The following is a 19,959-nucleotide window of genomic DNA, read 5'->3' on the forward strand; positions in this document are numbered from 1 at the left end:
CCCACGTCGGCAAGGCGGCCCGTGTCGGTCAGGACCACTGGTCGCGGATGCCGGGGCGCCGTGCCGTCGCACCGGACGCGCGGCGCGCACGGACGAGCAGGACCAGCGACTCCGGGGAATCGACCTCCACCAGGCGGCAGGGTCCCACCCTGTGGTTCCAGTCCGCAGCGAACGCTTCGGCGTCTGCCCGACGGCGGCCCACGCCGGATGGCACGGCGAAGTACCGGTCACCCCTGGTGAGCGCCCGAGCGACCGTCATGGAGAGCGCGAGCAACGGCGCCTTCCGGATCGTGCCCCGCTCCGACCGGCCGACCTGCAGGAGGAACCGAGGCGTCCGGACCGGCCCGAAGAACTCGGCGAGCGCCTCGGCGACCAACCGCCGGCCCTCCGGGGTCCCCCCGAGTGCCTCCATGGAGAACCGTTGCAGCACACCGTTCACCGTCTCGGCAGACACCCGGATGTCGCCGTCGCCGAACGCGGGGATCCGACCGGCCCGGTGCAGGGCGTCCACGATCACCCGCACCGCCTGGCGGTGGGCGCCCACTGTGTCGATGCGCTGGCGGAGCGCGGTGCCGAGCTGCTTCGCGACGGGCCAGGCGAGCAGGACCCCGAGGGCGATCGTGGCGACGAGTCCGAGGACCGCCGCGGTCACTCCGTGGTGGGCGAGGCCCACGATCAGGCGTCCGTTCTGCGCGACCACCAGGCCGACGACCGTCAGCACCACCGCCATCACCGCCTCGGCGGTCGGGCCCGTGCGGAACGGCTGCGTCCGGGCCTCCTCGACGACCGTCGCGACGCTCTCCCGATCGGCGTACGGTTCGCCGATCCGCCATGCCGCGTAGCTGTCCGCGCGGTCCGGCAGCTGCGCCGCGATGGAGTCGTCGAGCTCGCGGACACTGGCCCGCTTCTGCTTGCCGAGGATCGCGCCGAGGCGGACGACCTGGGCATCCGTCAGCGCGATGCCGGTGCCACGCGCGATCTGGACGGAGTCCTCGCGCAGCAGTCCCCAGATCCGTTCGTGCTTGCGGTGCATGCGGGAGACGTCGGGCGCGGCGTCCAGGGGGACGTCTGCGGGGATCACCGCGGTGACGGTCCAGTTGTGAGCCACCTTGCGGGGCCATGCCGGGTCGAGCCGGAGGGTGCGCCCACGGAGCTGCTGCGTGGCCGACGAGGTCGCGACCGCGGTGAGGTCGATCAGAGTGTTCGCGGCGGGGCAGTCCCAACCCTCCCCGAGGAGACCACGAGTTCCGACGACGACCCGCGTCGTGCCGTCGGTGAGCAGGGCGGAGACGGCGGTGAGGACCGCTGCGGAGCTGGCGCTGGCCGTGTCGACCGCCAGGACCGGGGCATGGTCGGGGACCGGTGCTGCCGTGCACGTCACGCCGAGGTGCTCGGAGAGCGCCGGCAGGAGGACGTCGGCATCCCTCGCCGCGATCCGGAGGTGCTCCGCGGTGACGAGGACCGGACGGAGACCGGCGAGTGCTTCCTCGGTTGCGAGGGTGACGTGCGCGCGGAGGGCCCCGCCAGCAGCGACTGCGCTCCCCCGGCTGTTCCCGTGGGTGGCGTGGTCCGCCACCACGACGGCGCGGACACGGTCCGCGGTCGACCCGGTGCACTCGAGCTGCAGGACCTCGACGACCGCGCGGTCCTTCGCAGCGGATGATGCCAAGACCGTGTCGATCGGGTCTCGGCCACGGCGGACCCCCCGGTCGGTGAGGGTGAAACCGAAGTCGACGATGGATCGTTTGATGCGCTGCCACTGCTCCGCCCGCGCGGGATCGGGCAGGACGCGATCGAGGGCGTACCGGGCCAGGAGTCGGAGTCGCTGCTCGGTGTCGGGGGCACGCCGGACGTCGGTCGGCAGGAGGGCGAGGAGGGCGTGCTCCGGAGCGAACTCGGCGAGCAGCCGTGCTGCGGACTCGGCGACCGCGAAGTCCGCGGAGAAGGCGGCCGCCAGTCGGTGCTCCGGCGGAGCTGTGTCGTCCCCGGTGTCGGGCTGCAGTGTGGCGAGCAGCCAGCTCAGGCCGTCCGGACCGGCGAAGGCGGACGAGACGAGGGCCGCGAGTCGGCGCTCGTGGTCGCGCAGGAACGCGATCTCCTCGACGGTCGGTTCGACGAACCACACGTGGTCGCGGTAGGGGGCGAGGTTCCCCTCCTTGACGACCGCCGGGGTGGGGACCTCGTAGTCGACCTCGCCGAGGAGCGCGGTGTAGTTGTCGTGGCCGTCGCGGTCGTCCGTCGACGGCAGGGTCGCGGTGAGGCCGATCACGACCGGGTCGCGGCCCGCCGCCCGGATGCGGGCGAGGAGGTAGGCCACGACGAGTGCCCAGTGGTCGAGCAGGTGGTGGCACTCGTCCAGGACGACCGTCTCGACGCCGGACGCCACCAGCCGGTCGACGAGGGTCCGGGCGTTCGGGTGGAGTGCCTCCGCCAACAGGTCGGGGTCCTCGCTGGCCAAGCGTCGCCGGATCGCTCGCGACCGTCGGCCGACCCCGTTCCGGAACGCCCCCGGGTTCGACGCCCGCAGGTCCTCGATCCACCGCGTCGCGTCGGCTGCCGTGCGGCCGCCCTCGACGAGCTCGCGTCGCCAGTCCGCGACGGCGAGGTCGCTGAGCGGACTGCCCGTGTCGAGGACGCTGAGCATCTGGTACGTCAGCGCGGTGAGGTCGCCGGGCCGCTCAGGGTCCTCGGACACGGTCGCGCTGCCCTGCAAGCTGGTGGCGGTCCTGGCCCACTGCTGCCGGATCGTCGTCGTCGGGGACAGGACGAGCGCGCGGGTGCCGTGCCGGGCCGCCAGGAGCAGCCCGAGCAGCGTCTTGCCGGAACCGGGCGGTGCCACGACGTGCACCGGGTCGCCGGGGACCACCCCCACTCGATCGAGCACGTCCCGCTGGTAGGTGCGGAGCGTCCCCCGGTACTCCCAGTCTGCGAGCGGTCGTCCGTGTTCCCCCGTGGTCACGATCCGAGTGTCCCATGCACGCGAGCGCCGACGTCCCTGGGCCGCGCGCGAGTCCGTGCTGCGTACGGTCGGCACCAGAACGAACGGTCCATGCTGGGTGGCAGCGGCCACCGCCGAGGGTCCGATCGACCCACCGTCCCCGAGAGACCCCACCAACCCGGCGCACCCGCGCCGCTGACCGTCAGGAGTCACCGTGACCGACGTCACCACGTCCACGAACCGCTACGCCGGTTCCTCCATCCAGAAGGCCGCCCTCGTCGTCGGCCTCGTGTTCCTGCTGGTCGGGATCGCCGGGTTCGTGCCGGGACTCACCTCGGGCGAACTCGCCGGAGCGGGGAACCACTCGATGGCGATGCTCCTCGGGGTGTTCCAGGTGTCCGTGCTGCACAACATCGTGCACCTGCTGTTCGGCATCGTCGGGCTGCTCGCAGCCAACCGGGCGACCGGCTCGCGCATGTTCCTGGTCATCGGCGGGATCGTCTACGCCGTGCTCTGGCTCTACGGCCTGTTCACCGCCGGCCACGACTCGGGCGCGAACTTCGTGCCGCTGAACAGCGCCGACAACTGGCTGCACCTCGTGCTCGCCGTCGGCATGATCGCGCTCGGCATCATCCTGCCGCGCGAGCGTCGCCAGCCCGTCGGTCCCTGAGCGGCTCCGCTCCGGCGACCCGATGCCCCGCTCGACTCCGGTCGGGCGGGGCATCGTCGCGCGGGCAGCTGCTCAGGCCGCGGCGGCCCGCGCCTCCGAGAAGGCCCGCACACACTGCCGGACCTGCTCCTCGGTGTGCGCCGCCGAGAGCTGCACGCGGATCCGTGCTCGGCCCTTCGGCACCACCGGGTAGCTGAACGCGGTGACGAACACCCCGCGGGCCTGCATCTCGACCGCGATCCGGCCGGTCAGCGCAGCGTCGTGGAACATGACGGGGACGATCGGGTGCTCTCCGGGCAGGAGCTCGAAGCCGGCCTCGGTCATGAGCGACCGGAACAGCGCCGCGTTCCGCCGGAGGCGCTCCCGCGCGTCGTCCGAGCGCTCGATGAGGTCCAGCGCGGCCACCGTCCCCGCCGCGATCACGGGGGCGAGCGAGTTCGAGAACAGGTACGGCCGGCTCCGCTGCCGGAGCAGGTCGACGATCTCCCGCCGCGACGACACGTACCCGCCGGACGCCCCGCCGAGCGCCTTGCCGAACGTGCCCGTGTACACGTCCACCCGGTCGGCGACACCGCACAGTTCCGGGGTGCCCCGACCGTGCTCGCCGACGAGCCCGACCGCGTGCGAGTCGTCCACGATCACGAGCGCGTCGTACCGGTCCGCGAGGTTGCAGATCTCGCGGAGCGGCGCGATGGACCCGTCCATCGAGAAGACGCCGTCGGTGACCACGGCACGGAAGCGAGCCGACGAGGCAGCGGCGAGCTGCGCCTCCAGGTCGGCCATGTCCCGGTTCCGGTACCGGAACCGCTGCGCCTTGGACAGGCGGACCCCGTCGATGATGGAGGCGTGGTTCAGCTCGTCGGAGATGATCGCGTCCTCGGCGCCGAGCAGGACCTCGAACAGGCCGCCGTTCGCGTCGAAGCACGACGAGTACAGGATCGTCGCCTCGGTCCCGAGGAAGGCGGACACCCGTCGCTCCAGGTCGAGGTGCAGGTCCTGCGTCCCGCAGATGAACCGCACGCTCGCCATGCCGTAGCCCCAGCGGTCGAGGGCGTCCTTCGCGGCGTCGACCAGGGCCGGCGAGTCGGCGAGCCCGAGGTAGTTGTTCGCGCAGAAGTTCAGGAGTTCGGCGCCATCGGCCTCGATCGCCGCGCGCTGCGGGCCGGTGATGCCCCGCTCGTGCTTGGTCAGGCCGGCTTCCTCGATCGCCGCGAGTTCGCGCGCCAGGTGGTCCTGCATCGCCCCGTACATCAGATCTCCGTCCAGTCGATGACGACCTTGCCGCCGTCCGCAGCCGCCGCCGCGGCGAACGCTGCTTCCCAGTCGCGCGCGGGGTACCGCGCCGACACGATCGAGCCGATCCGCTCCCGCAGCGCCGCGCTCGACTGCAGCATCGCGCTCATGGTCTGCCAGGTCTCGAACATCTCGCGTCCGTAGATGCCCTGGATCGTGAGCATGTGGGTGACGACCTTGCCCCAGTCGACGGCGATCGGGCCCGACGGCAGTCCGAGCATCGCGATCCGTCCGCCGTGGTTCATGGTGTCGACCATGGTCGGCAGCGCACCGGGGGCGCCGGACATCTCGAAGCCGACGTCGAACCCCTCCCGCATGCCGAGCTGGCGCTGCGCGACTCGAACGGCCTCCGTGCCCGAGGATCCCGCTCCGGTGCCGACGTCGACGGTCAGGTCCGCGCCCATCGTGCTCGCGAGGGCCAACCGCGCAGCGCTGACGTCCGTGGCGACGACGAACCGTGCGCCCGCGTGGCGGGCGACGGCGATGGCCATCAGCCCGATGGGACCGCAGCCGGTGACCAGGACGTCCTCACCGACCAGGCGGAACGTCAGCGCCGTGTGCACCGCGTTGCCGAGTGGGTCGAACAGCGCGCCGACGTCCGGGTCCACGTCGCCGTGGTGCACCCAGACGTTCGCGCCCGGCAGGGTCAGGTACTCGGCGAAGGCCCCGTCGCGCTGAACGCCGAGTCCCTGGGTGCGGATGCACATCTGCCGACGACCGGCACGGCAGTTGCGGCAGGTCCCGCAGACGATGTGTCCCTCGCCGGACACCCGGTCCCCCACGGCGACGTCCCGCACCGACGAGCCGACCTCGACGACCTCGCCGAAGAACTCGTGCCCCGGGACGAGCGGCGCCGTGACCGACGAGGCGGCCCAGTCGTCCCACCGCAGGATGTGCAGGTCCGTGCCGCAGATCCCCGTCCGGAGCACCCGGATCAGGACCTCGTCGGGAGTGGGGACCGGTCGTGGCCGCTCCGTCATGACCAGTCCCGGGCCAGCGTCCGGCTTGTACAGCGCCCTCATCGGCGTCATCCGCGTCACCTCGTCGTGCGTGATGTGTGTGGTGGGCGGCTCGTGACCGCCCGCCGACCACCCTGGCACACGGGCGGCCGGTCTGCATCGACGCGCGCGGGGCGCGAGTGGGGTAGCGGGGCGGGCGCCGGTGCGCCGGGGTAGGCGCCGGTGGCGGGGCGGGCGCCGGGGTGCGGCGTTCCTGCGGGCACATCGATCGACCGGACACCGGTCGATCGACTCGTGGAACGTCGAAACGCGCAAACGCATGCGGTGCGTTCGCATGGTGCGACAGCGCACGCCGTGATCGACGGGCGCAACGTCGGAAGATGCGCACGCAGTCGGCCGCGCAGGGCACGGACCGCGGCCTGGAGGCGCGGTGCACGTCCGTCCCGCGGCCTCGGGCCCGGGGGCGGGGCCGGCTGGGTCAGACGTCGGCCGGGTCAGACGTCGGCCGGGTCAGACGTCGGCCGGGTCAGACCTCGGCCGGGTCAGACGTCGGTCGGGTCAGACCTCGCTGAAGGGCTCCGCGTCGTCGAGACGGGCCCGGAGCGCCGGCGCCGCCCGCCGACGGTTGCCACCGGGCAACACCCGCCGCGTGGACGAGCGCCGGATCACCTCGGCCTTCAGGGTCGCCGCGACCTCGGCCCCGTGCGCGTACGGGAACCGCACGATCGCTCGGACCGCGCCCGGGGCGGCGGGGTCCTCGACCGGGACCGGACCGAGCACCGGACCGACCAGCATCCCGTCGAGAGCCTCGACCGCTGCGGTCACGGCCTCGTCGGTGCCGGTCAACGTCGCGACCCGGACCGCCGGCGGGAAGTGCAGCTGGCGACGGTCGGCGAGCTCGTCGTGTGCGGGCACGTCGAGCCGCCACGTCGCAAGGGAGGTCGCGAGCCGCCCGCCGATGCCGACGAGGTACACCTCGGCACCCGGGGCGGCCTTCGCGGCGGCGTTCGTCCAGAAGCGCAGCACCTCTTCCTGCACGCGGAGCCCCTCGCGGGCGAGCATCCGGTCGCCGTCGAGGAGCAGCACGCACGCGTACCCGCCGGGCGTCGACGGTTCGGCTCCGCGCGTCGCGACGACCACCGCGGGCCTGGCCGGGACCTCGTCGAGCGGCCGCGAGCCGTCCGCGACCACGATGCGCGTGCCGGGGAACGCGCGACCGAGCTCGTCTGCGGTGCGCTGCGCACCCTGCCCGACGGGCTTCAGCGTGCCGTTGCCGCACGCGGTGCACCGGAACCCGACCGCGAGCGCGCCGCAGAACCGGCACTGCGGGGTGGCGCCCTTCCGCGGACTGCCGAGGGGTCCACCGCAGACCCGGCAGTGGGCGCGCTCCCCACAGGCGGCGCAGACGAGGCCGGTGCCGAAGCCGGGACTCGCGACCTGCACGAGGACCGGGCCGTGCTGGCTGGCCTCGCGAGCGGCGCGCCACGCGGAGCTCGGGATGCGTGCCTCGGCCGCGTAGCCCTCGGCCCCGGTCTGCTGCATCGTGGGGATGACCTTCGGCGCCGGCACCCGGTAGGGCGCGACCTCGGTCAGGAAGCCCAGCTCGACGAGCCGTTGCACGTCGGTGCTCCTGGCGTGCGAGACGAACAGCAGCGCGGCGCCGGACTGCGCTGCCCGCACCAGTGCGACGTCCCGCGTGTGCACGTACGGCGCGCGGGGCTCGGTGAACGACGAGTCGCCGTCGTCCCACATGGCGATCAGGCCGAGGTCCGTGGCGGGGGCGTAGATGGCCGTCCGGTTGCCGATCGCGACGACCGGGTGCGTCCGTGCCTGCAGGAGCGCCTTCGCCCGCTGCCCGTTGGTCTGCTTCGCGTCGAACCGGACGACCCGCTCCCGCGGCAGCACGGTGAGGAGCGCCCGTTCCAGGTCGGTGACGTCGCGGAAGTCGGGGACGGCGATGACGGCGGAGCGCTCGGCGGCGATGGTGTGCGACGCGGCCTGCGCCAGGGTCGCCGCCCAGCCGGGGACCCACACCGTGTCCGCCGGGTCGACGGCCGGGCCGGCGGACGAGTCGGCACCAGCAGCCGGCGGGGCGGCAGCGGGCTCGGTCACCGCGGACACCGCGACCGGGTGAGGCACCGCGACAAGGTGGGGCACCGCGGCCACCGCAGCCCGCCCACGGTCGGCGATCAGCGCCTCCAGGACGCCGTCGCCGTACCCCGAGACGGGCGTGCCCTCGACCGCGGGCGGTGACCACGCGGTGTCGCGCGCCAGCCACGCCTTCTCGGCGCGCACCTGCCGGGTCGGCACCGCGAGCCGCAGGACGTCGGAGGCGACCCCGGCGGCCCGGTCGGCCACCGCGCGCGCGAGCGCCCATATCTCGGGCGCGAGCACCGGGACCGGCGAGACGAGCGTCTCGACCTGGCTCAGCTCACCGGCGAACGCCGCGTCCGCTGCCTCGGCATCGCGCAGGACCTCGACGACGTAGGCGTCCGACATCCGTGCACCGGTGCGGAGCGGCACCTTGACGCGCACCCCGGGCCCGCAGTCGTCCTCGAGCTCGGCAGGCACCCGGTAGTCGAACAGACGGTCCAACTGCGGGAGCGGCGAGTCGAGGACGACGCGCGCGACGGTGGTCACGCGGTGGCTCAGACGGCGGCGGCGACGAGTCCTGCGGCGGCGCGGAGGGCGTCGACGCGGTCGAGCTGCTCCCAGGTGAACCCGGGGAGTTCGCGGCCGAAGTGGCCGTAGGTCGCCGTCTGCGCGTAGCGGGGCTTCAACAGGTCGAGGTCGCGGATGATCGCGGCGGGACGCAGGTCGAACACCTGCCGGATCGCGGCTTCGATGGTGGCGTCGTCGACGTGCCCGGTGCCGAACGTCTCGACGTAGAGCCCGACGGGCTTCGCGCGGCCGATCGCGTACGCGACCTGCACCTCGAGCCGGTCGGCGAGCCCTGCGGCGACGGCGTTCTTCGCGACCCAGCGGAGCGCGTAGGCCGCCGAGCGGTCGACCTTCGACGGGTCCTTGCCGCTGAACGCACCGCCACCGTGCCGGGAGGCGCCGCCGTACGTGTCGACGATGATCTTGCGCCCGGTGAGCCCGGCGTCGCCCTGGGGTCCGCCGATCTCGAAGCGGCCGGTCGGGTTCACGATGACGTCGACGTGCGACGAGTCGAGGTCGACCAGGTCGAGCACCGGTCGGATGACGTGCTCCGTGACCTGTGCGGTGAGTTCGTCGAGCGTCACGCTCGGCGCGTGCTGCGTCGAGAGCACGACGGTCTCGACGGTCTTCGGCACGACGCCGTCGTACCCGACGGTGACCTGGGTCTTGCCGTCGGGCCGCAGGAACGTCAGCAGACCGGACTTCCGGACCGCCGCGAGGCGCTCGGCCAGTCGGTGGGCGAGCCAGATCGCGACGGGCATGTACTCGGGGGTCTCGTTCGTCGCGAAGCCGAACATGATGCCCTGGTCACCGGCACCCTGGCGGTCGAGCGGGTCGTCACCAGCACCGGACCGGGCGTCCAGCGATTCGTCGACGCCCTGGGCGATGTCCGGGGACTGCGCACCGATCGAGACCTCGACGCCGCAGGTGTGGCCGTCGAAGCTGACCTCCGACGAGTTGTACCCGATGCCCGTGATGACGTCTCGGACGAGCTTCGGGATCTCGACGTAGCCGGAGGTGGTGACCTCGCCGGCGACGTGCACGAGCCCCGTCGTCACCATCGTCTCGACGGCGACACGGGCGTGCGGGTCGACCTCGAGCAGGGCGTCGAGGATCGTGTCCGAGATCTGGTCGCAGATCTTGTCGGGGTGCCCCTCGGTGACCGACTCGGACGTGAAGAGGCGCAGTGCGGCTGCAGTCACCGGGGTCAGTCGGAGGGCTGCTGCTGCTTGGTGACGGTCAGCTTGTCCTCGTTGATCTCGTGCAGCGCGACGGACAGCGGCTTGTCGTCGATCGTGGAGTCGACGAGCGGGCCCACGTTGTCGAACAGCGAACCCTCGTGCAGGTCGGCGTAGTAGTCGTTGATCTGGCGCGCGCGCTTCGAGGCGAAGATGACGAGTGCGTACTTCGACTCCACCTTGGACAGCAGGTCGTCGATGGGCGGGTCGATGATGCCCTGGGGGTTGGCCATGGTGTCTCCTGTCGCGTGCGGAACTGCGGGGCGAGCGCGGCGCGGGGCGCAGCGGACGCGTGCACCCGTCAGGGCGCAGAGAACAAGTCTACGACCTCGCGTGCCGCGGTCCCGACATCGGAGTTCACGATCCGGACGTCGAACTCGTCCTGGGCGGCCAGTTCGACCTTCGCGGTCTCGAGTCGGCGGGCCTGTTCCTCCGCCGATTCGGTGCCACGGCCGATGAGCCGACGGACGAGTTCCTCCCACGACGGCGGGAGCAGGAAGACCAGGACGGCCTCGGGCATCGCGTCGCGGACCTGCCGTGCGCCCTGCAGGTCGATCTCGAGCATCACCTTGTCGCCGGCGTCGAGCGCGCGGTCGATCGGCGGCCGCGGCGTGCCGTAGCGGTACGAGTTGTGCACCGTCGCCCACTCCAGGAGCTCACGGTCGCGGATCATCCGGTCGAACTCGTCGTCGTCGACGAAGAAGTAGTGCACGCCGTCGACCTCGCCCGGGCGGGGCTTCCGGGTCGTCGCGGACACGCTGAGGTTCACGTCCGGGAACTGCTCGCGGATGTGCGCGCTCACCGTGCCCTTGCCGACCGCGGTCGGCCCCGCGAGCACGACGAGCTTCGACGCCCCACGCTTGCGACCGCGCGACGCGAGCCAGTCGGCCAAGGCGCTGCGCTGCCGGGACCCGAGGCCACCGAGGCGCTTCGAGGGCGCGATCCGCAGGCTGCCCATGATCGTCTCGGCACGTGCCGGACCGATGCCGGACAGGCTCGTCAGGAGGTCCCGGACGCGCAGGGACTTCTCGGCGGGCAGGCCGTCGTCGGACCAGGCCGACCGGGCGACGTCGAGCGCGGACCGCTCCCCCGAGGCGACCGCGGACTTCACCGCAGCCCGGGCGCGTCGTGCCGCGACCGCGGCCTGGGCGGCGGCCACCCGGTCGACCTCGGGCGGATTCCGGGACGCGGGCGAGGCCGCGCGGTCGGCGCCGCCGGCCTGCTCGCCGTTCGGGTGGTCGTGCGTCCCGTGCTCGTCGGTCACGCTGCCGCCCCCAGCGCGCGGCGGATGCGGTCGGCGCGGTCGGCCACGAGGCCCGCGACACCGTCGGGCCCGGCCGTCATGAGCCCACGCGACTCGCTGACGAGCACCTGCTCGGCACGCGAGCCGTACAGCGCCCTGAGGTCCTCGATGGCGGCACCCTGGGCACCGAAGCCCGGCGCCAGCACCGGCGAGGAGCTGATCGAGTCGCGCGCGATGCCGAAGTCGTCGAGGTCGAGGGTGGCGCCGAGCACGAGCCCGACGTCACCGAGGGCCTGGTCGCTCGCTGCTGCCCGGTTGTCGTCTGCCACGTCCAAGACGATACCGGCAGCCACGGACCGACCGGCACGTGGGCCCTCGGCGAGGACCGCGGTCTGCAGCACCCGCGCCTCGGGGTTGCTCGTCGCCGCCAGCACGAACACACCGGCGCCGTGCTGCCGCGCCAGCGCCACGGTGCCCCGGAGGCTGCCGTAGCCGAGGTACGGCGACACCGTCATCGCGTCGGCCGCGAACGGACCGTCGCGGTCCAACCACGCCACGGCGTAGTCGTCGCCGGTCGACCCGATGTCGCCCCGCTTCACGTCGGCGACGACCAGGAGGCCCGCATCGCGTGCCCGACGGATCGTCGCGTCGAGCGCACGGTAGCCGGCCACCCCCGCGGCCTCGAAGAACGCGATCTGCGGCTTCACGACCGCGGCGCGACCAGCGGCCGCGTCGACCATGGTCGCCCCGAAGGCGGTCAGCCCGGCCTCGTCCCGGGTGAGCCCCCACGCCGCCAGGGTGGCGGCGTGGGGGTCGATCCCGACGCAGAGCGCCGACCGCGACCCGATGGCGGCCGCGAGCCGGACGCCGAAGGGGGCCGGGCCTCCCCCGGCGGACCCGGGCTGGTCAGCTGCCACCGGACCGACCGTCACCAGGTCGCGCGCTCGAGCGCGTAGTCCTGCAGGCTGCGGACAGAGCGCGGGGTGCCGATCGTCTCGATCGCCGCGACCGCCGCACCGAGCTGCGCGATGGTCGTGAAGAGCGGCTTGTCCGCCGCGACCGTGGCCGCACGGATCTCGTACCCGTCGGCACGACCAGCGGCCCCCGACGGCGTGTTGATCACGATGTCGACCGCGTCGCGCGCGAGCAGGTCGACGACGCTCTCGCCGCCCTCGCTGTACTTGCCGACCAGCGTCACCTCGATGCCGTTGCGGCGGAGCACCTCGGCGGTGCCCTCCGTCGCGGTGATGGTGAAGCCGAGCTGCTGCAGGCGGTGGATCGGCAGGACGATGGCGCGCTTGTCGGTGTCCGCGACGCTCACGAACACGGTGCCCGTCGTCGGGAGCCCACCGTAGGCGGCCTCCTGCGACTTGAGGAACGCGCGCGGGAAGTCGCGGTCGATGCCCATGACCTCGCCGGTGGAGCGCATCTCGGGGCTGAGCACCGAGTCGACGACCTGCCCCTCGTACGTGCGGAACCGTCGGAAGGGCAGCACGGCCTCCTTCACGGCGATCGGGGCCTGCATCGGGACGATCGCGCCGTCCTTCGCGGGCAGCATGCCCTCGGCGACGAGCTCGTCCACGGTGGTACCGGTCATGATGCGCGACGCCGCCTTCGCGAGCGCGATGCCGAGCGCTTTCGAGACGAACGGGACCGTGCGGCTGGCGCGCGGGTTGGCCTCGAGCACGTAGAGCACGCCGGCGGCGATGGCGAACTGCACGTTGAGCAGTCCGCGGACGCCGATGCCGGCGGCGATCTTCTCGGTGGCGTCGACGACGCCCTGGATCTCGGCACGACCGAGACCGACCGGCGGCAGGGTGCAGGCGGAGTCACCGGAGTGGATGCCGGCTTCTTCCAGGTGCTCCATGATGCCGCCGATGTAGAGCCGCTCGCCGTCGTACAGCGCGTCGACGTCGATCTCCACGGCGTCGTCCAGGAACCGGTCCACCAGGAGCGGGAGCTCCGGGCCGATGATCGCCTGGTCGGCCATCCGGTCGAAGTAGTCCGCGAGCGACGGGGGGTCGTAGAGGATCTCCATGCCGCGGCCGCCGAGCACGAAGGACGGGCGGACGAGGACCGGGTAGCCGATCTCCTCGGCGACCGCGGTCGCGCTGGCGAGGTCGTGGGCGGTGCCGTTCCGCGGGGCGAGCAGTCCGGCGGCGTCGAGGATCGCGGAGAACTGCCCGCGCTCCTCGGCGGAGTCGATCGCGGACGGGCTGGTCCCGAGGATCGGGATGCCCGCCGCTTCGAGCGGCTTCGCCAGCCCGAGTGCGGTCTGACCGCCGAGCTGCACGACCACGCCGACGAGTTCGCCGGACGCCGCCTCGGCCTCGATGACCTCGAGGACGTCCTCGGTGGTGAGCGGCTCGAAGTACAGCCGGTCCGAGGTGTCGTAGTCCGTGGACACCGTCTCGGGGTTGCAGTTGATCATGATCGTCTCGAACCCGGCGTCGCTCAGCGCGAAGGACGCGTGCACGCAGGAGTAGTCGAACTCGACGCCCTGCCCGATGCGGTTCGGCCCGGAGCCCAGGATGACGACCTTCTTGCGGTCGCTCGGGGCGACCTCGGTCTCGGTGTCGTAGGACGAGTAGTGGTACGGCGTGAGGGCCGGGAACTCGCCCGCGCAGGTGTCGACCGTCTTGAAGACCGGACGGATCCCCAGCGCGTGGCGCTGGTCACGGGCCTCCTGCTCGGTGATCCCCCGCAGGCTGGCGATCTGGACGTCCGAGAAGCCGTGCTCCTTCGCCCACCGGACGGTGTCGGCGTCGAGGGTCTCGGCCGCGCGGACCTCCTCGGCGACCTCGTTGATGAGGACGATCTGATCGATGAACCACGGGTCGATCTTGGTCGCCTCGAACACCTCGGCCGCCGTCGCGCCGGCGACGAGCGCCTGCTGCACGGTGACGATGCGGCCGTCGGTCGGGATCGACGACTTCGCGAGCAGGGCGTCCTTGTCGAGCTCGGCCGCCGGGACGTCCCAGTGGAAGCTCGATCCCCGCTTCTCCAGGCTCCGCAGCGACTTCTGCAGCGCGGTCGCGTAGTTGCGGCCGATGGCCATCGCCTCACCGACGCTCTTCATCGTCGTGGTGAGCGTGGCGTCGGCGGCCGGGAACTTCTCGAACGCGAACCGCGGGGTCTTCACGACCACGTAGTCGAGCGTCGGCTCGAAGCTCGCCGGCGTGACGCGGGTGATGTCGTTCTCGATCTCGTCCAGGCGGTACCCGATGGCGAGCTTCGCCGCGATCTTGGCGATCGGGAAGCCGGTGGCCTTCGACGCGAGGGCCGAGGAACGGGACACGCGGGGGTTCATCTCGATGACGATGAGCCGGCCGTTCGACGGGTCGACGGCGAACTGGATGTTGCAGCCACCGGTGTCGACGCCCACGCGGCGGATGATGTCGATGCCGATGTTCCGCATGTTCTGGTACTCGCGGTCGGTCAGCGTCAGCGCCGGTGCGACGGTGATCGAGTCACCGGTGTGCACGCCGACCGGGTCGACGTTCTCGATGGAGCAGATCACGACGGTGTTGTCGTAGTTGTCGCGCATCAGCTCGAGCTCGTACTCCTTCCACCCGAGGATCGACTCCTCGAGCAGGACCTCGGTCGTCGGGCTGGACTGCAGCCCGTCGCCGACGAAGCGGATGAGCTCGGCCTCGTTGTACGCGAAGCCGGACCCGAGGCCGCCCATCGTGAAGGACGGGCGGACGACCAGCGGGTAGCCGAGGTCCTTCGCGAACTCCTTGGCTTCCTCGAGGGTGTGGGCGATGTGGCTGCGGGCGACGTCGGCGCCGGACTCGAGCACGAGCTCCTTGAAGAGCTGCCGGTCCTCGCCGCGCTGGATCGCGTCGACCTTCGCGCCGATGAGCTCGACGTCGTACTTGTCGAGGATCCCCTCGGCGTCGAGCTTGATCGCCGCGTTCAGGGCCGTCTGGCCGCCGAGCGTCGGCAGGACCGCGTCCGGACGCTCGATCCGGATGATCTCCTCGAGCGACGCGCTCGTGATCGGCTCGATGTACGTGGCGTCGGCGAAGTCCGGGTCGGTCATGATCGTCGCCGGGTTCGGGTTCACCAGGATGACCCGGACGCCCTCGGCACGGAGGACACGGCAGGCCTGGGTGCCGGAGTAGTCGAACTCGGCGGCCTGTCCGATGACGATCGGGCCGGAGCCGATGACGAGGACGGAGTTGATGTCTGCGCGCTTGGGCATCAGTTCGCTTCCTTGGTGATGTCTGCTGCCGGGGTCGTGGCGTCGGCGGTCGCCGCGTCGAGCGGCACACCGTCGCGACGCGCACGGACCAGGTCGGCGAACCGGTCGAAGAGGTACATGCTGTCGTGCGGCCCCGCGGCCGCCTCGGGGTGGTACTGCACGCTGAACGCCGGCACGTCGAGCGCGCGGAGGCCCTCGACGACCTGGTCGTTCAGGGAGTAGTGCGAGACCTCGACCCGACCGAACCCGGCCGGCGACTCGATGACCTCGCCGAGGGGCGCGTCCACCGCGAAGCCGTGGTTCTGGCTGGTGATCTCGACCTTGCCGGTGGTGGTGTCGAGCACGGGCTGGTTGATCCCGCGGTGCCCGAACGGCAGCTTGTACGTGCCGAAGCCGAGCGCGCGACCGAGCAGCTGGTTGCCGAAGCAGATGCCGAAGAACGGCCGTCCGGTGCGCAGGCTCTCCTGCAGCAGCGACACCTGCGCGTCGCTCGCGGCGGGGTCGCCGGGGCCGTTCGAGTAGAAGAGCGCATCGGGCGCGAGCGCTTCGAGCTCCGCTGCCGTGATGTCCTGCGGCACGACGTGCACCTCGAACCCGCGCTGGGCGAGGTACCGCGTGGTCGAGGCCTTCACCCCGAGGTCCAGCACGGCGAGCCGGCCGATCTGCTCGCCCTCGGCCGGGATCACGTACGTCTCGGGCGTCGAGACGACGGCGGAGAAACTCGCGCCCGCCATCGTCGCCTGCGACCGGACCGCGTCGAGCTGCTCCGACTCGGACAGCGTCGCGTCGGCGCCGCTGAACACGCCGCCCTTCATGGCGCCGGCGTCCCGGATGCGCCGGGTGAGCGCGCGGGTGTCGATGCCGGAGATGCCGACGATGCCGTCGCGCACCAGGTGGTCGTCGAGCGTCGCGTTCGCACGGTGGTTCGACACGACCCGGCTGGGGTCGCGCACGACGTACCCGGCGACCCAGATGCGACGGGACTCCGGGTCCTCGTCGTTCACGCCCGTGTTGCCGATGTGCGGCGCGGTCTGCACCACGATCTGCCCGGCGTACGAGGGGTCGGTCAGCGTCTCCTGGTACCCGGTCATCCCGGTCGCGAAGACGACCTCGCCGAGCGTGCGCCCGCGGGCGCCGTAGGCCCAGCCGTCGTAGCGGGTGCCGTCTTCGAGGACCAGTACGGCCCGTTCGCGTGTCATCAGTTCGTCCCTTCGCCCGCGGTGTGCGGGTGGTTGTGCTTCGTCGACAGTCCCTGCAGGGCGGCGAGTGCGTCTCGGTCGCCCTCCGGGAACCGGAAGTAGGTGTCGAGGTCCGTCGCACCTGCGGCGCCGGTCGCCGTCCATCGCAGACGGACCAGCCCCCCGGGTTCCACCACGCGGTCGATGGCCCAGGTGGCCCGGTCGGCGCCGCGGACCGCGTCACGCGCGATCCAGCGGTCGTCGGTGCCGGCGAGGTGCAGGACCACGCCGGTCTCGTGGACGGTCACGCCGCCGCGGCCGCGGAACCCGAGACCGCCGGCGGTGATCCGTTCGAGGGGCTGGTCGGCGCGGGTCGTCGCGACGGTGAACCCGTCCCACGATCCGGTTGACGGACCGGGGTCGGCCGGGACCGGGACGGGAGGCACGGCTTCCGCCTGCTTCGCGGTCCGCGTCCGCCAGGTGCGCACCATGGTGACGAACAGCACGGCGACGAGCGCGAGGATGATGCCGCCCTCGAGCCACCGCAGTGCGTCCCCGCTCACGCGAGCGCTCCGGTCGGTGCACCGGCGGACCGGTCGGCCCTGGCCGCCGCGGCGATCCGGTCGGCATCCACGACCCGTCCGTCGAGCACCGTCGGGTACCCGTGGTGGAACGTGGCGACGACGCGGCCGGGCAGCGTCATGCCGAGGTACGGCGAGTTCTGCGACTGGCCGGCGAGGTCCGTCACGGCGAACGCCCGCGTGGCGGCGGGGTCGTACAGGGTGATCTCGGCCGCACCGCCCTCGACGATCGGTCCGCCGTGGCCCTCGACCTGCCCGATGCGTGCCGGAGCGCTGGAGAGCACGCGCGCCACGTCGGCCCAGTCGAGCTGCCCCGGGTCGACGACCGCGGCCTGCACGACGCTCAGCGCCGACTCGAGGCCGACCATGCCGTTCGCGGCAGCCGGCCACTCGCAGCACTTCGCCTCGGCGGTGTGCGGCGCGTGGTCGGTCGCGACGATGTCGATCGTGCCGTCGGCCAGGGCGGCGCGGAGGGCGTCGACGTCCTCGCGGGCGCGGAGCGGCGGGTTGACCTTGTACCGGGCGTCGTACCCGGCCGCGCCGTCGATGCCGGCGATGAGGTCCTCGGTGAGGATGAGGTGGTGCGGGGTCACCTCGGCGGTGACGTCGATGCCGCGGGACTTCGCCCAGCGGATCACCTCGACGCTGCCGGCGGTCGAGACGTGGCAGACGTGCAGCCGAGCCCCGACGTGGTCCGCGAGCAGCACGTCGCGGGCGATGATCGCTTCCTCGGCGACGGCCGGCCAGCCCGCGAGTCCGAGCTCCGACGACAGTCGGCCCTCGTTCATCTGGGCGCCGATCGTCAGCCGGGGCTCCTGCGCGTGCTGGGCGAGCACGCCACCGAAGCCCTTGATGTACTCGAGCGCCCGACGCATCAGCAGCGGGTCGGACACGCACGACCCGTCGTCGGAGAAGACGCGGACCTTCGCCCGCGAGGTCGCCATCGCACCGATCTCGGACAGGTGGGTGCCCTGCAGGCCCTGGGACACGGCCCCGATCGGTCGGACCGTCACGTAGCCGGCGTCGTCGCCGAGCGCCTGCACCTGCTCGACCACGCCGGCGGTGTCGGCGACCGGCGAGGAGTTCGCCATCGCGTTGACCGCGGTGAACCCACCGGCAGCTGCGGCTCGGGACCCGGTCAGGACCGTCTCGGACTCCTCGTGTCCCGGCTCCCGGAGGTGGGTGTGGAGGTCCACGAGCCCGGGCAGGGCGATCAGCCCGTCCGCGTCGACGACCGTGGCACCGGCCACGTCGAGACCGGAGCCGAGCGCGGTGATGCGCCGTCCCTCCAGGCGGATGTCGGCACGCGAGCCGTCGACGAGTCGTGCGCCGCGGATGAGGTGGGCGGTCATGCGACGGACTCCTTCGCTGCGGGGGTGTTCGGCAGGTCGCTGCCCGTCAGGGCGAGGTACAGGACGGCCATGCGCACCGAGACGCCGTTCTCGACCTGTTCGACGACGGTCGAGCGGGGGTCGTCGGCGGCGACGCCGGCGATCTCGAGCCCGCGGTTCATCGGGCCCGGGTGCATGATCAGGGTCCGCTCGGACAGGCGACCGTGCCGCGCCGCGGTGAGCCCCCAGTGGCGGGTGTACTCGCGCGGGTTCGGGAAGAAGGCGTCGTCCATCCGCTCCTGCTGGATCCGGAGCATCATCACGACGTCCGGGTCCTCGGCGAGGGCGACGTCGAGGTCGTGGTGGACCGCGGCCCCGAACGGCCGCGCGCTGACCGGCAGGAGCGTCGGCGGCGCGGCGAACGTGACGGTCGCGCCGAGGGTCTGCAGCAACCAGGCGTTGCTCCGTGCGACCCGGCTGTGCAGGACGTCGCCGACGATGAGGACGCGGACGCCGTCGAGGGCCGTGCCGCGGCTCGCGTCGCCGTGCAGCCGCCGTCGCATCGTGAAGGCGTCGAGCAGCGCCTGGGTCGGGTGCTCGTGCGTGCCGTCCCCGGCGTTCACCACCGGGACGTCGATCCAGTCGGCGTCGGCCAGCACCCGGGGCGCGCCGGAGGCACCGTGGCGGATGACGATGCCGTCGATGCCCATCGCGCCGAGGGTCTGCACGGTGTCCTTGAGCGATTCGCCCTTCGAGACGCTCGAGCCCTTCGCGGCGAAGTTCAGGACGTCGGCGGAGAGGCGCTTGGCCGCTGCCTCGAACGAGATACGGGTGCGGGTCGAGTCCTCGAAGAACAGGTTCACGACGGTCTTGCCGCGGAGTGCCGGGAGCTTCCGGACCTCGCGGGTGTTCACCTCGGCCATCTCCTCGGCGACGTCGAGGATGTGGATCGCCTCGGCACGCGAGAGGTCGGCGGTGGAGAGCAGGTGCTTCACGACTCGACCCCCTGCGTCGCCGGCTGCCCGGACTGCGCCGACGTCTCGGGCTGCTCGGGCTGTTCGATCAGGACCTCGTCGCTGCCGTCGGTCTCGGTCAGGTGCAGCGTGACCCGCTCGTCCGACGCGGTCGGCAGGTTCTTGCCGACGTGGTCGGCGCGGATCGGCAGCTGCCGGTGCCCACGGTCGACGAGCACGGCGAGCCGGACCGCCCGGGGCCGACCGATGCCCTGCAGCGCGTCCAGCGCCGCACGGACGGTGCGACCGGAGTAGAGCACGTCGTCGACGAGCACCACGACCTTGCCGTCGATGCCGCTCGTCGGGATGGTCGTGCGGTGCGGAGCGCGCCCGATGCCGTGGCCGAGGTCGTCGCGGTGCATCGTGACGTCGAGCGCACCCACGCGCTCCGTGCCGATGCCGCCGCGGGCGTCCGCCCACTCGGGCTCGATGTCGGCCAGGATCCGGCCGAGCCGCTCCGCGAGGACTGCACCCCTGGTCGGGATGCCGAGCAGCACGAGGTCCGAGCCGCCGTGGTTGGCCTCGAGGATCTCGTGTGCGATGCGTGTGAGAGCACGCGTGATGTCGGGTTGCTGCAGGACCGTTCTGGTACCCACGCCGACCTCCTTCCCCGCCTCACCGGACGGACTTAAAGGATGCTGACGTGG

General features: G+C 72.3%; 15 protein-coding genes. 1 reads left to right on the top strand and 14 read right to left on the bottom strand.

Annotated elements, in window-relative coordinates; genetic code table 11:
- Positions 1-28: 28 nt before the first annotated feature.
- Positions 29-2,959 (bottom strand): DEAD/DEAH box helicase family protein, encoded by a 2,931-nt coding sequence (locus J7E22_RS12015; protein ID WP_214981966.1) that lies wholly within the window; start codon positions 2,957-2,959, stop codon positions 29-31.
- 193 nt (positions 2,960-3,152) lie between these two features.
- Here J7E22_RS12015 and J7E22_RS12020 point away from each other — a divergent pair, with 193 nt between their 5' ends.
- The gene (locus J7E22_RS12020; RefSeq protein WP_214981967.1) at positions 3,153-3,608 is read left to right on the top strand and encodes a DUF4383 domain-containing protein; all 456 of its coding nucleotides are present in this window, start codon (positions 3,153-3,155) and stop codon (positions 3,606-3,608) included.
- A gap of 72 nt (positions 3,609-3,680) precedes the next feature.
- Here J7E22_RS12020 and J7E22_RS12025 read toward each other — a convergent pair whose 3' ends face one another.
- The 13 genes from J7E22_RS12025 to pyrR form a co-directional block, all read right to left on the bottom strand.
- Entirely contained in the window at positions 3,681-4,859 is a 1,179-nt protein-coding gene (locus J7E22_RS12025; protein WP_214981968.1) for a glycine C-acetyltransferase, read from the bottom strand.
- The gene (gene tdh / locus J7E22_RS12030; protein WP_214982071.1) at positions 4,859-5,923 is read right to left on the bottom strand and encodes an L-threonine 3-dehydrogenase; all 1,065 of its coding nucleotides are present in this window, start codon (positions 5,921-5,923) and stop codon (positions 4,859-4,861) included. The genes J7E22_RS12025 and tdh overlap by 1 nt, the downstream gene beginning before the upstream one ends.
- Before the next feature lie 495 nt (positions 5,924-6,418).
- On the bottom strand, positions 6,419-8,500 hold the full coding sequence (locus tag J7E22_RS12035; RefSeq protein WP_214981969.1) for a primosomal protein N': 2,082 nt from the start codon (positions 8,498-8,500) through the stop codon (positions 6,419-6,421).
- 8 nt (positions 8,501-8,508) lie between these two features.
- Positions 8,509-9,723: a methionine adenosyltransferase gene (metK, locus tag J7E22_RS12040; protein ID WP_214981970.1), complete on the bottom strand. Its 1,215-nt coding sequence runs from the start codon at positions 9,721-9,723 to the stop codon at positions 8,509-8,511.
- 5 nt (positions 9,724-9,728) lie between these two features.
- Entirely contained in the window at positions 9,729-9,992 is a 264-nt protein-coding gene (gene rpoZ / locus J7E22_RS12045) for a DNA-directed RNA polymerase subunit omega (protein WP_114849971.1), read from the bottom strand.
- 68 nt (positions 9,993-10,060) lie between these two features.
- Positions 10,061-10,918, bottom strand: coding sequence for a guanylate kinase (gene gmk / locus J7E22_RS12050; protein WP_214982073.1), 858 nt, complete (start codon positions 10,916-10,918; stop codon positions 10,061-10,063).
- A gap of 101 nt (positions 10,919-11,019) precedes the next feature.
- Positions 11,020-11,919, bottom strand: coding sequence for an orotidine-5'-phosphate decarboxylase (pyrF, locus tag J7E22_RS12055; protein WP_214981971.1), 900 nt, complete (start codon positions 11,917-11,919; stop codon positions 11,020-11,022).
- 11 nt (positions 11,920-11,930) lie between these two features.
- Positions 11,931-15,209 carry a carbamoyl-phosphate synthase large subunit gene (carB, locus tag J7E22_RS12060; protein WP_214981972.1) on the bottom strand — a complete coding sequence of 1,093 codons (3,279 nt, stop codon included), beginning with the start codon at positions 15,207-15,209 and terminating at the stop codon, positions 11,931-11,933.
- Positions 15,209-16,408, bottom strand: a complete 1,200-nt coding sequence (carA, locus tag J7E22_RS12065) for a glutamine-hydrolyzing carbamoyl-phosphate synthase small subunit (RefSeq protein ID WP_214981973.1) — start codon at positions 16,406-16,408, stop codon at positions 15,209-15,211. Before carA ends, carB begins: the two co-directional genes overlap by 1 nt.
- Positions 16,408-16,950, bottom strand: a complete 543-nt coding sequence (locus tag J7E22_RS12070) for a hypothetical protein (RefSeq protein WP_214981974.1) — start codon at positions 16,948-16,950, stop codon at positions 16,408-16,410. The genes carA and J7E22_RS12070 overlap by 1 nt, the downstream gene beginning before the upstream one ends.
- Complete coding sequence (locus J7E22_RS12075; RefSeq protein WP_214981975.1) at positions 16,947-18,320, bottom strand: dihydroorotase; 1,374 nt, start codon at positions 18,318-18,320, stop codon at positions 16,947-16,949. The genes J7E22_RS12070 and J7E22_RS12075 overlap by 4 nt, the downstream gene beginning before the upstream one ends.
- Complete coding sequence (locus tag J7E22_RS12080) at positions 18,317-19,294, bottom strand: aspartate carbamoyltransferase catalytic subunit (protein WP_214981976.1); 978 nt, start codon at positions 19,292-19,294, stop codon at positions 18,317-18,319. The genes J7E22_RS12075 and J7E22_RS12080 overlap by 4 nt, the downstream gene beginning before the upstream one ends.
- Positions 19,291-19,908 (bottom strand): bifunctional pyr operon transcriptional regulator/uracil phosphoribosyltransferase PyrR, encoded by a 618-nt coding sequence (gene pyrR / locus J7E22_RS12085; protein WP_214981977.1) that lies wholly within the window; start codon positions 19,906-19,908, stop codon positions 19,291-19,293. Before pyrR ends, J7E22_RS12080 begins: the two co-directional genes overlap by 4 nt.
- Between the last annotated feature and the right edge of the window lie 51 nt (positions 19,909-19,959).

This window comes from Curtobacterium sp. ISL-83 (assembly GCF_018613895.1).
Taxonomy (GTDB): Bacteria; Actinomycetota; Actinomycetes; order Actinomycetales; family Microbacteriaceae; genus Curtobacterium.

What these genes read in the sequence shown, in the direction of transcription:
- J7E22_RS12025 (WP_214981968.1), bottom strand. Translation starts at nt 4,859, where the DNA reads ATGTACGGGGCGATGCAGGACCACCTGGCGCGCGAACTCGCGGCGATC.
- tdh (WP_214982071.1), bottom strand. Translation starts at nt 5,923, where the DNA reads ATGAGGGCGCTGTACAAGCCGGACGCTGGCCCGGGACTGGTCATGACG.
- rpoZ (WP_114849971.1), bottom strand. Translation starts at nt 9,992, where the DNA reads ATGGCCAACCCCCAGGGCATCATCGACCCGCCCATCGACGACCTGCTG.
- carB (WP_214981972.1), bottom strand. Translation starts at nt 15,209, where the DNA reads ATGCCCAAGCGCGCAGACATCAACTCCGTCCTCGTCATCGGCTCCGGC.
- carA (WP_214981973.1), bottom strand. Translation starts at nt 16,408, where the DNA reads ATGACACGCGAACGGGCCGTACTGGTCCTCGAAGACGGCACCCGCTAC.
- J7E22_RS12075 (WP_214981975.1), bottom strand. Translation starts at nt 18,320, where the DNA reads ATGACCGCCCACCTCATCCGCGGCGCACGACTCGTCGACGGCTCGCGT.